This is a genomic window from Flavobacterium sp. FG68, assembly GCF_057808895.1.
Genome location: NZ_JBMDIY010000029.1, coordinates 13,913 through 26,294, shown reverse-complemented (window position 1 = coordinate 26,294; position 12,382 = coordinate 13,913). Strand labels below are relative to the sequence as shown.

7 protein-coding genes are annotated in these 12,382 nt (G+C 32.4%); 1 reads left to right on the top strand and 6 read right to left on the bottom strand.

Going from position 1 to position 12,382, the window contains the following annotated elements; genetic code table 11:
- Nucleotides 1-68 precede the first annotated feature (68 nt).
- The 3 genes from ACODSB_RS17435 to argS all read right to left on the bottom strand — a co-directional run bounded on the left by ACODSB_RS17435 (nt 69) and on the right by argS (nt 6,961).
- A complete protein-coding gene (locus tag ACODSB_RS17435) occupies nt 69-1,508 on the bottom strand; it encodes a RagB/SusD family nutrient uptake outer membrane protein (protein WP_488937986.1) in 1,440 nt (479 codons plus the stop codon).
- A gap of 4 nt (nt 1,509-1,512) precedes the next feature.
- On the bottom strand, nt 1,513-4,704 hold the full coding sequence (locus tag ACODSB_RS17430) for a SusC/RagA family TonB-linked outer membrane protein (RefSeq protein WP_488937985.1): 3,192 nt from the start codon (nt 4,702-4,704) through the stop codon (nt 1,513-1,515).
- Nucleotides 4,705-5,182: 478 nt separating this feature from the next.
- The gene (gene argS / locus ACODSB_RS17425; protein ID WP_180860781.1) at nt 5,183-6,961 is read right to left on the bottom strand and encodes an arginine--tRNA ligase; all 1,779 of its coding nucleotides are present in this window, start codon (nt 6,959-6,961) and stop codon (nt 5,183-5,185) included.
- Nucleotides 6,962-7,287: 326 nt separating this feature from the next.
- Between argS and ACODSB_RS17420 the strand changes: the two genes are divergently transcribed.
- Nucleotides 7,288-9,690 (top strand): TonB-dependent receptor, encoded by a 2,403-nt coding sequence (locus ACODSB_RS17420; protein WP_488937984.1) that lies wholly within the window; start codon nt 7,288-7,290, stop codon nt 9,688-9,690.
- 102 nt (nt 9,691-9,792) lie between these two features.
- On the opposite strand, the gene ACODSB_RS17415 is transcribed toward ACODSB_RS17420, so the two are convergent.
- From ACODSB_RS17415 to ACODSB_RS17405, 3 genes are all read right to left on the bottom strand, one after another.
- Nucleotides 9,793-10,464 carry a copper homeostasis protein CutC gene (locus ACODSB_RS17415; protein ID WP_291142565.1) on the bottom strand — a complete coding sequence of 224 codons (672 nt, stop codon included), beginning with the start codon at nt 10,462-10,464 and terminating at the stop codon, nt 9,793-9,795.
- A gap of 104 nt (nt 10,465-10,568) precedes the next feature.
- Nucleotides 10,569-10,892, bottom strand: a complete 324-nt coding sequence (locus ACODSB_RS17410) for a GIY-YIG nuclease family protein (RefSeq protein ID WP_488938020.1) — start codon at nt 10,890-10,892, stop codon at nt 10,569-10,571.
- 446 nt (nt 10,893-11,338) lie between these two features.
- Nucleotides 11,339-12,346, bottom strand: coding sequence for a 3-oxoacyl-ACP synthase III family protein (locus ACODSB_RS17405; RefSeq protein WP_035650216.1), 1,008 nt, complete (start codon nt 12,344-12,346; stop codon nt 11,339-11,341).
- Between the last annotated feature and the right edge of the window lie 36 nt (nt 12,347-12,382).

Here is a 12,382-nt window from a genome sequence, read left to right as displayed (position 1 = left end):
TGTTTGTGTTAGTTGTAAAAAAGCCGGTAATTTTGAGATTACCGGCTTTTTTTATGACTTTAATTTTGTTATAAAGGATTCTGAACAATTAATGGATTTGCATCTATTTCTGCCTGCGGAATTTGAAAGATAAATTTATTATCTCCAGCTGGAATATTAAATTTACCAAATGCAGTATGGTTTGATCCAACATAATCTCTGTTTAAAGCTACTCCTAATCGTTTCATATCAAACCATGCATAACCTTCACCCCATAATTCAATTCTTTTTTGAAGTATGATTTCGTTTATCAAAGCTGTCCCTGTATTAGTTGACAACACATAAGCAGGATCTCTTGTTATTGTTATGTCATATAAAGCTTTTCTAGCCAGTGATTCATTTCCTGATCTCGCATATGCTTCGGCTTCTATATAGTACATGGCTGCTGCTCTTAAATAAATATAATCACCAGCATCTATTGTTGGATCTATAAATTTCAAATTAGCATAGGCAGGTAATGACGGATATGTTGAATTACCATCAGGAGCTACGAAAGCATTTTTTCTATAGTCAGTACCTGAAATACTATTATATAAAGTAATATCAATATTTTTATAAATTCCAAGTCCTCCCGCATATCCAGATTCATTCGTATTATCAAAATGGGAGAAAAAACTAGCGACAAAAGAACTTTGTGCTGAAGTTATTGATGCTCCCCACATTGTATCTTTATTACTAACATCATAAAAACCCTGCATCCATTCGTTTTCAGTTAGCAGAGGATATTTTTGTCTAGCAGCATTTGCTAAAACTGCAGCTTCAGAATATTTTCCTATTTCTAAATAGACATCTGCCAAAAATGCTTGAGCAACAGACTGATCAATTGCATTATTGTTTTTACGTTTATTTCCTTCTAGTAAAGTAATCGATTCTGTTAAATCTTTTTCAATTAGGCTATATACTTCACTTACTGTAGACCTTGCCTTACCTTCAAAAACTAATTCAGTATAAAGAGGTACACATAATTTATTTTCATTGCCAATATATGTAGGTCCATACATACGGGCCAGCATAAAATAAAAATAACCTCTTAATGCCAAAGCCTGTCCTCTAATTGCTTTAAGTTTATCATCTGTAATTCCTTCTGGAATCCCAGCCAATACAACATTTGTAGTTTTAATTTGAGGATAATATGTACTCCATGCTAATCTTGATCTAGTATTCGTTTGTTGCCTTCCTTGATAATTATAAAAATTACTATACCAACTTGATTTTGTCATTAGCATATCGTTAGACATTAAATCAGTAGCTGCCAAAATAGATTTGTGCCCATAATCTTCGTGATTTGTAATCGACAAACCATATGATCTTAATGCAGAATAAATTCCATTAATAATAGCTTCGTTTGCTTCTGCTGAAGCCGCAAGTTGCTCATCATTTATAGTTGATTGTGGTGTTGTATCAAGAAACTCACTTTCACAACTTGTAAAGATCAACAACGATAATGACAATATTATTATTTTTTTCATGATTTTAAAAATTTACAGTTAAACCAAGTGAAATGGATTTCATAACACCATACACATTTAAAGATTGACCATTATTAGTTCTTGCTCCTAAATTATTCAATCTTGGATCCATTCCTTTTCTTTCAGACCACAAAGCCAAATTTGAGCCCATCAAGCTAAACTTTGTAGATTGAATTCCAAGATCTAAAAGCTGTCTATTTTTAAAATCATACGATAAAGAAACATCCTGCAAACTGATGTAGTCTGATTTTATTAAGAAAAAATCAGAGTTTGACATTTGTAGAGTAGAAACATGATCAATTCGTGGAATATTAGAAGTAGGATTATCAATTGACCAAGCTTTACTTACATCTTTGTGATAATTTTGACCAATACCATCTGATCCGGAATACATTGCTGTTTGATATACTCCATCATACATATATCCTCCAAACTGGTAAGCAAAACCTGCTTGTAATGTCAAGTTCTTGTACCTTACCATTGTACCAAATCCTCCATAAACATCCGGATTGGCATTTTTCTTACTTAAATACTGAGTTGCATTCCCGTAAACATTTGTTGTCACTTTTCCTGTTACATTCCCTGAAGCATCTTTTTGATCCATATACCATAATGAATCCCCATTAGTTTTATCTACCCCAGCAAATTCTCTTAAATAATAAGAGTATGCAGGAGCTCCTACTTCAAATCTAAAAATACCGTTTGTAAAAGGACTTGGCAATGCCGTTATCTTGTTTTTATAATGAGTACTATTTGCCCAGATATTAAAATCAATGTTTTCAGATTTTAATACATCAAGTCCTAAATTAATCTCGATTCCTTTATTTGACATGTCTCCAATGTTTTCTGTAATAAACGAAACTCCTGTAGATGGTGAATTAGGACGGTTATATATCAAATCACTTACATTTCTTTCAAAATATTCCGCTTCAATATTTAACCTATTAAACAATTGAAGATCAAATCCAATATTTAAGTTTTTAGATTTTTCCCATTTAATTTTTTCATTTCCTTGATAAACGGTAAGTACACTAGCATTTCCTTCTGCATCAGGTACAATCTCATATTGAGTTTGATATGCATAATAATTTCTTGAACTACCAAAATAAGAACGATGTGTTATTTGTGATGTTGCAGGGTAGTATATATTATCATTACCTTGTTCTCCATAACTACCTTTTATTCTTAAATCATTAATCCATTTAGATTTAGGGAAAAATGATTCTTTTGCAACAGACCATGCTCCTCCAAATCCATAGAAATTACCCCATCTATTTTCTGGAGAAAATACAGATGATCCGTCTCTTCTAAAACTACCATTAACAAAATACTTGTTTTTATAATTATAGTTTACTCGTGAAAAATAGCCTTCAACTTTATATAAATCATTATATCCGTCCAAATAATTATAAACAGTTGCATTACTCACAACTGGCAAATCTGGTATAACAATACCGCTTTTTTGTCCAGTTAGCATTTTTGATGTAAAATCAGATGATTCATGACCTATTAAAATATCTAAACTATGATCACCAAATGTTTTTTTCCAAGATAACAATTCTTGGTTTGTTATTGTATAATCATTTTTTGTAGAAGTTCCAATTCTACCATTAACTCCCATATCGTCACCTCCAAGTCCTGTAGTAGAATTTAAATAATATCCAGACAGTAAATCATATCCAAGATTATATCTAAAGTTGAAATTTTTTAAAAAGTCAATAGAAACATAACCTCTGGCTCCAAATTTATTCTCTTCGTTTAGGTTAGTATTTAACAAAGTAGTTGCATAAGGATTAAGATTTGAACCATATGGGCGATCTCCTGATTTATTAAATTCATATGCTTTGGTTCCATCTGCATTCATAATATAGTTTCCGTTATTATCTCTTTGCCAAATAGTATAAATTGGAGCAATATTTCTAGCCCAATAAAATAAGTTACTATAAGTAGTAGACGAAACTTGTGAAATTGGAGCATTTTGATCTGAATTTGCATAATTTAAATTAGCCCCAACTTTCACTTTGCTATTCACGGTATAATCTACATTTGCTCTAACAGTTGCACGTTTAAAATTAGAGTTAATTGTATATCCATTATCTGAAAGATAGCCTACTGATAAATAAGTATTAAGATTTTCCGTACTTCCAGATAGACTTAAAAAGTGTTCAATTCTTGTAGCGTCTCTAAATAGGCTTTTAGACCAATTGTCATGATATAATAATTTTGCATTTGGGTTTAATTCTCCTGTTGCTGGATTTATTACTTGATTATTAGGAACATTATAATTATTATATCCTAATGAATATGTATCCCCACTAATTAAGTTTTGAGCAGCAACAACTGAAGCATTAGCAGGAGTTTGTCCCTGATAAATTAAGCCATTTCTAATTCTATTATAAACCGTTTTATAATATTCTCCAGGATCAGTAATCATATCATATTCAGGAACTGCTCTTGAATTAACTCCAATTTTAGTTTCATATGTTACATTCAATTGTCCTTTTTTACCTTTTTTAGTTGTAATTATAATTACACCATTTGCTCCTCTACTTCCGTATAATGCATTTGATGAAGCGTCTTTCAAAAAGCTTACTGATTCAATATCCTGAGAAGATATCGCGTTAATATCACCGTTATAAGGTATACCATCTACAACGTATAATGGTTCGTTAGAAGATGAAATTGATCCGATTCCTCTAAATCTTACTTGTGGCTTATCTCCAGGCTGCCCAGAATTAGCAGCAATTTGTACACCTGCAACTTTACCCGTTAAGGATTGAACTGCATTTGATGACTGAGTATTTTCTAATTGTCTGGCATCAATTTTAGTGACAGCTCCAGTAATCTCTTGTTTTTTTTGTGTTCCAAAAACGACCTGAACAACAACCTCTTGCAACTCCTCTCCTCCTTCTTGTAACTTTACATTAATTACGGACGTTGTTCCAACTGTTACAACATTATCCTTCATCCCCATATAAGAAAAAACCAAAACATCCCCGGTCTTTGCTTTAATCGAATATTTTCCATCTAAATCTGATTGTACACCATTACTTGTACCTTTTACAACAACATTTGCTCCTGGAATTGGTCCAGCAGCGTCCGCCACAATCCCAGATATCGTTCTTTCCTGCGCAAAAAATAAATGCGTTGTAAGAACAAACACCAGAACTAACAGCCCTTTAATTTTTCTTTTCATTATAGTTTATTTGAATTAAGGAGCGCAACTTATAAAATTAAATTAATTTTAACAAGATTTTATTTCGTTTTAACATTAAAAAATGTAGTGTAATTTTTACAAATAAAAAAACCGCCTAAACTCAATTAGACGGTTGATAATCCTTATAATTCTTACTAAAAGGGTACTAATTCAAAATAGATAAAAATGCTATAAGGAAAATATCTTCATATATTTAGATAAAATTCCGAAAAACTAATCAGTTATTTTATAACTGATAACTAATTAATAAACAAGGAATTAATTCAATTTAAATTTAATACTTCTCAATTTGCGAGCGCAAAATTAACATGAATTATCTTTAATTCATATGCGAAAGCAATATTTAACTTAAAATATGTCTTATCTTATTATTTTTCATTCTTTTAGTGAACAATTCTAAAACAAAAAGCCGATAGTTTTTAAACTATCGGCTTTTTTAAATTCTTATATAAACTTTTTACATTCTTTCCGGAACTTCAATTCCTAATAACGTAAAAGCAGATTTTATAACTTCGGCAACTTTCTGTGAAAGCTGTACTCTGAAAATCTTTTTAGTCAAATCAACTTCACCTAAAATATGAACAGATTGATAAAACGAATTATATTCTTTTACTAAATCATAAGTATAGTTTGCAATTAATGCCGGACTATGATTTTGTGCTGCATTTTGAATTACTTCCGGGAAAAGTTCGATTTGTTTTACCAGTTCTTTTTCTTTTTCGTGAAGCTCTTCAATATTTGTTTTTTCAGAAAAATCAAAATCGGCTTTACGTATAATTGATTGAATTCTGGCATATGTATATTGAATAAAAGGACCTGTATTTCCTGCAAAATCTACAGATTCTTCGGGATTAAACAGAATACGTTTTTTAGGATCTACTTTTAAAATATAATATTTCAAAGCTCCAAGACCAATTGTTTTATACAATTTTGCTTTTTCATCGGCAGAATAACTGTCTAATTTTCCTAGATCTTCAGAAATTTGTTTGGCTGTATCTGTCATGTCCTGCATTAAATCATCAGCATCTACAACAGTTCCTTCACGGCTTTTCATTTTTCCGGAAGGTAAATCAACCATTCCGTACGATAAATGATATAGACTTGAAGCCCAGTCAAAGCCCAATTTTTTCAGAATCAAAAACAAAACTTTAAAGTGATAATCCTGCTCGTTACCAACAGTGTAAACCATTCCGCCAACATCTGGCATATCTTTTACACGCTGAATTGCTGTTCCAATATCCTGCGTCATATAAACCGCAGTTCCGTCAGAACGTAATACAATTTTACGATCAAGACCTTCATCTGTCAAATCAATCCAAACTGAACCATCCGGATCTTTTTCAAAAACTCCTTTATCAAGACCAACTTGTACAACATCTTTTCCTAATAAATAAGTATTGCTTTCGTAGTAATATTTATCAAAATTAACTCCAAGATTGGTATAAGTAGTTGCAAAACCATCGTAAACCCATTGGTTCATTTTTTTCCAAAGTGCAATAACCGCTTCATCTCCAGCTTCCCATTTCTTAAGCATTTCCTGTGCTTCAATAATAATTGGCGCTTGTTTTTTTGCTTCTTCTTCGGTTTTACCCGTTTCTATTAATTGGTTGATTTCTGCTTTGTAAGCTTTATCAAACTCAACATAATATTTACCTACTAATTTATCACCTTTTAAATCTGAACTTTCCGGAGTTTCTCCGTTTCCGAATTTCTCCCAGGCCAGCATCGATTTACAAATATGGATTCCACGATCGTTGATGATCTGTGTTTTGTACACTTTTTTACCAGATGCTTTAATAATTTCTGCAACAGAATAGCCTAACAAATTGTTACGAACGTGTCCTAAGTGCAAAGGTTTATTGGTGTTTGGTGAAGAATATTCAACCATAATTGCTTTGTCAGCAGGATCTGGTGTTACATATCCAAACTTTTGATTGTTTTTTATTTCATTGAAAAAATTCAGATAATAGCTATCTGAAATTACAATATTCAAAAACCCCGAAACTACATTGAAACGTGCCACTTCAGAAACATTTTCAACTAAGTAGTTTCCAATTTTATTTCCTAATTCGGCAGGATTGCTTTTGATCACTTTTAACAAAGGAAAAATCACCATTGTAATATCGCCTTCAAACTCTTTTCTGGTAGTTTGAAACTCGATTTTATCAACAGAAACGTCAAATAATGCTTGTATTGCTTTTTGTATAGAAGGTGTAAGAATTTGTGATAATGACATGTAAACTTATTTTTAAAGTGAGCAAAGATACTGCTTATTCATCAATTAGAGAAAATGAAAAACATATTAAATAACATAATCCTGTTAGAATTTCTTAAAAAAGGTTTTGTTTTGAATGTTAAAATTATCAAAAAATCAAAACGCTAACCTGCTACAAAACAGAACTTCCCAAAAAAATAAAAAGTTTTTTTTACTTTTTATGTAACATATCGACAACAAAATAGTCTTAATAGAGACTTTAAATTTTATTTGAAGCAAAAAAAATCAAAACAAAAACAAAAAAACAACCTCATCATCAATCAAATCAAAATAATCATTATCTCATTATGAAATTAAAATTCTTTCTGCTTGCATTACTGGGGGTAATTGCAACAGCACAAGCCCAGAATACCGGAACGGTCACGGGGAAAATTACCGAAAAATCAAACAATGCACCAATTTCTTACGCAACGGTTTCTCTTAAAGAAAACGGAAAAGTAGTATCAGGCGTTAATACAGATGACAACGGAGATTTTACTTTTAAAAACCTAGCGCTAAAAAGTTATACTATCGAAATTCAATATATTGGATTTAGAAAATATATTGGTTCCGTAATTTTAGCTGATAATAAAAAATCTGCAACTGTAAATGTTTCTCTTGAAGAAGAAGCAACTCAGCTTAAAGGCGTTAATATTGTTGCTGAACGTTCGACAATGGAACAAAAAATTGACCGAAAAGTTATTACTGTCGGGAAAGATTTGACAACTGCCGGAGCTTCTGCATCAGATATTATGAGCAATATTCCTTCTGTAAATGTGGATCAGGACGGAAAACTTTCGCTTCGCGGAAATGACAATGTACGTGTATTAATCGACGGAAGACCTTCTAACATTGATCCTGCTCAATTATTGAAACAAATTCCTTCAACTTCTATCAAAAAAATTGAGTTGATTACAAATCCTAGTGCAAAATACAATCCGGAAGGAATGTCTGGGATTATTAATATTATTTTACACAAAAATGCTAATACTGGTTTTAACGGAAGTTACAGCGGTGGTATTACTTTTGGTGAAACGGCAAAATATAACCAGTCTTTAGATTTAAACTATAAAACCGGAAAAGTAAATTTCTTTGGAAATGCAGGTAATAATTTTGGAACTTATTTTAACGATGGTCACATTCAAAGATTAGATCAGGATATGGTTCAAAAATTAGATATTTCTAATGACAATGATAACTATTTGTATAAAGTTGGAATGGATTATTTAATCAATGACCACAATACTTTATCATTTTACACCAATCAAAATAAATCAAAAGGAACTGGATTAGTAAATACTGATATTGATTACAATAACGGAGATCCGGATATTAAAAATATCTACCAAAAATCGAGATACGAAGGTCCAAACGAAACCGGAACTTACAATTTAGCGTACAAACATATCTTTAAAAAAGAAGGTCATACTTTAGATTTTGAAGGAAACTTTAGTAATACAAGAGAAACTCAGGATGCCAGTTTTGACACTAAAACAACAAAGCCGGATAATACTGCCACCTCTCTTTTATATAACGATTATATTAATGACAAAAGAAAATTAGGTACAGTAAACGTTGATTACGTAAATCCGCTAAACGATAAAACGACTCTTGAAGCAGGTGCAGAAGCGAGAATAACAAGAACTGACAATATTTACAACACAACCAATGCTGCATTTAAATCTTCTGTTTATACTTACGATACAGATATTTATTCTGCATATGTAACTTTTGGTCAGAAATACAAAAAATTCAGCTATCAATTAGGAGCTCGTTTTGAGAGTTATAATGTAAAATCATTTTTAACTCCTGATCAGAAAAAGTTTGATGATGACTACATTACATTATATCCTTCTGCTTATTTAACGTATAATTTAAATGAGAAAAACGTGTTGCAATTAAGCTACAGCCGTCGTGTTGACAGACCAAGTTTAGAGCAGACAAAACCTATTCGTGAGTTTTCTACTCCATTAGTAACTTCATACGGAAATCAAGAATTAAGACCTCAGTTTACTAATTCTGTTGAAATAAATTACACTAAAACTCTTGAAAAAGGAAGCATTACCGCTGGAGTATTTGTAAGGGCTATCAACGATCAAATAAGCAGAACTTTAAGCCCAGATCCTGACGACCCTTCTGAGAAACAACTCTTAGGCTTTACTAATTACGATCACAATAGTGCTTATGGTTTTGACATTTCTGCTAACTATAAAATTACTAAATGGTGGGATATCCAGCCATCTGTTGATTTTTCCAGCATAAACCAGCAAGGTGTTATATTTAAAATTAATCCTCTCTCAGGCAAAAGTGAACCTGAGGAGAAGACCGTTACAACTTCAGCATTCAATGCTCGTATGAACTCAAACTTTAAGCCTACTAAACGTTTAAGCTTTTTATTATTTGGTTTTTACAGAGGCGGCGTTGAAGAAGTTCAGCAACATAGAAATGAAATGTACAAAATGGATATTGGTTCACGCTATACATTGTTAGATAATAAGATGAATATCAGTGTACGTTTTAATGACGTTTTCAACACAATGAAATATTCATTTGACGGTGTTTCCCCTTATCCTCAAACTGGTCAGTTTACCTGGGAAAGCCAAACAGTTTATTTAGGTTTAACTTATAACTTTGGTGGAGCAAAAATCAAAAAATTAGAACGTAAACAAAGAGAAGAAAACACTAATCAAGGTGGTGGCGGAATGTTCTAATCACTGCTTTTATTAGAATCAATTTTAATATTTTTAAATAATTTTCTTGTAGAAAAAAGCCTGAAGTTTGCCAGCTTCAGGCTTTTTTATTTCTTTTTAATGTTATAGAAAATTCCTTAACTCTTTTATTTCTTCGGGATTTGCAGTTTCTGAATTGTTTGTAATTGCAGATGAATGATAAAAAGTCAAATCTAATCGTTCCTGTAATAATTTAATATTTGAAGATCGCAAACCGCCGCCCGGCATTATTTCGATTCTGTTTTTAGCAAGATCTTGTATGCGTTCCAAAGCTAAAATTCCTTCTTCTACATTTATCGCCTGTCCCGAAGTTAAAATCGTTTTAAACCCGCAATCGATAATATCTTCAAGAGATTTTTCTACATCTTTGACCACATCAAAAGCACGATGAAAAGTACAAGGAAGCGGATGTGCCAAATGCACTAATTCCCTATTCTGTCTTTTATTAATATTTCCGCTGTCTTTTAAAATTCCAAAAACAAAACCATCAACACCCAATTTTTTATACTGTTTAATATCTTGTTTCATTTCTACAAGCTCTTCATCAGAATAAACAAAATCGCCGCCGCGAGGTCTAATAATAACATGCATTTTAATATTTAAGCTTTCGCGGACTTTCACTACTAAAATAGAATTTGGAGTTGTTCCGCCAAGTTTCATGTTTTCGCATAACTCAATTCGATCTGCACCATTTTCCTGAGCTATTATGGCAGATTCGTAATTAAAGCATGCTATTTCTAATTGATTTTTTTTCATTGTAAATTATTTAAAAGGGGCTTCGACTTCGCTCAGCCTGACAAACGTTTTCAGAAATCTCAAGACAAGTGTCACCCTGAGAGAAGTCGAAGGCTAATTTACTACTAAACGTCCTTTTTATAAAAATTTTTATGACTTGTTTTATTTAAACATTCTGATAACTTTTTTAAATCTTCCCACTTATCATTTATTATCGCTTCTTTCTTTTTCCTACTCCAGCCTTTTACTTGTTTCTCGAATGCAATTGCCTGATTCACATCATCAAATTCAGTACAAAAAACTAATTGTAAAGGTCTTTTATTAAACGTATAACATTCTTTGTTTATCCCAAACATATGCTCATTTAATCTTCTTTCAATATTATTTGTAAATCCAGTATAATAACTATTATCAGAACATTTTAGTATATAGACATAATACTGTTTCATTTTATTTAAAAATTTTATTTTCAAATAAAAGTAAGAAAAATATCTCTTTTCATTTAATAAGTATTGAACTGCGATTGTCAGGCTGAGCGAAGTCGAAGCCCCGCTCCTATTAGCACGCCCTTTACTTAGCGTATCTAACAAAGTTTATTTAGTGTGAAATTGATATTTTGTCAATAGGGACGTGGGCTTCGACTTCGCTCAGCCTGACAAATCGTTGAGAACAAAAAACACTATCTTAAATCAATAACCCGGATGTCATCATGAGCGAAGTCGAAGGCTCGTTTTGAAGCAGAAGTTTAATTAGAAACAGAGTCAAAGGCTTCCCAATTGGAACGTGGGCTTCGACTTCGCTCAGCCTGACAAATCGCTAGTCATCTAAATAATGGGTATAAAAAAACCTGCTCCAAAACGAAGCAGGTTTTAAATATAATGTAAGATGAATTAATTTACCATTTGATGATTGCACTTGCCCAAGTGAATCCACTACCAAAAGCGGCTAAAACAACAGTATCACCAGATTTGATTTTACCTTGTTCCCAAGCTTCTGTTAAAGCGATTGGAATAGATGCTGCAGTTGTGTTTCCGTATTTCTGGATATTATTATGAACCTGATCATCGCTCAATTTGAATTTGTTTTGAATGAACTGAGAAATTCTCAAGTTGGCCTGATGCGGAATCAACATATCGATGTCTGAAACCTGAAGACCATTAGCTTCTAAACCTTCGTTGATAACTTCGGCAAAACGAACCACTGCATTTTTAAATACAAATTGTCCGTTCATATACGGATAATAACTTTCGTCATTAGGATCATTATCTGCTAAAATATCCGTTACCCAGCGCGCTCCCATTCCCGGTGCCTGTAGAGCCAATTCTTCGGCGTGCTGTCCTTCTGAGTGTAAATGCGTAGATAAAATACCTTTTGTCAAATCTTCTTCACGGCTTAACACAGCTGCTCCTGCTCCATCTCCAAAAATTACTGAAACCCCGCGTCCGCGAGTTGTCATGTCTAATCCGGTTGAATGAACCTCAGAACCAATAACCAAAATATTTTTATACATTCCGGTTTTAATATATTGATCTGCAACAGAAATTGCGTAAACAAAACCAGAACATTGGTTTCTAACATCTAAAGCTCCAACAGTTCTTAACCCTAAATCACGCTGTACTAAAACTCCAGGTCCTGGAAAATAGTAATCCGGGCTTAATGTAGCAAAAACTACAAAATCAATATCTTCTTTGGCAACGCCAGAACGTTCTATAGCAATTTTAGCAGCTTTTACCCCCATTGAAGTCGTAGTATCTTCTCCTCGAATGATATGTCTTCTCTCCTGAATCCCTGTTCGTTCCTGAATCCATTCGTCATTGGTATCCATTATCTTAGACAAATCATCGTTTGTCACAACATTTGAAGGAACATAATATCCTAAGCCTGCTATTTTTGAATGATACATATAATATTGTTATTTGTTAAAAATTTAGAATGCAAA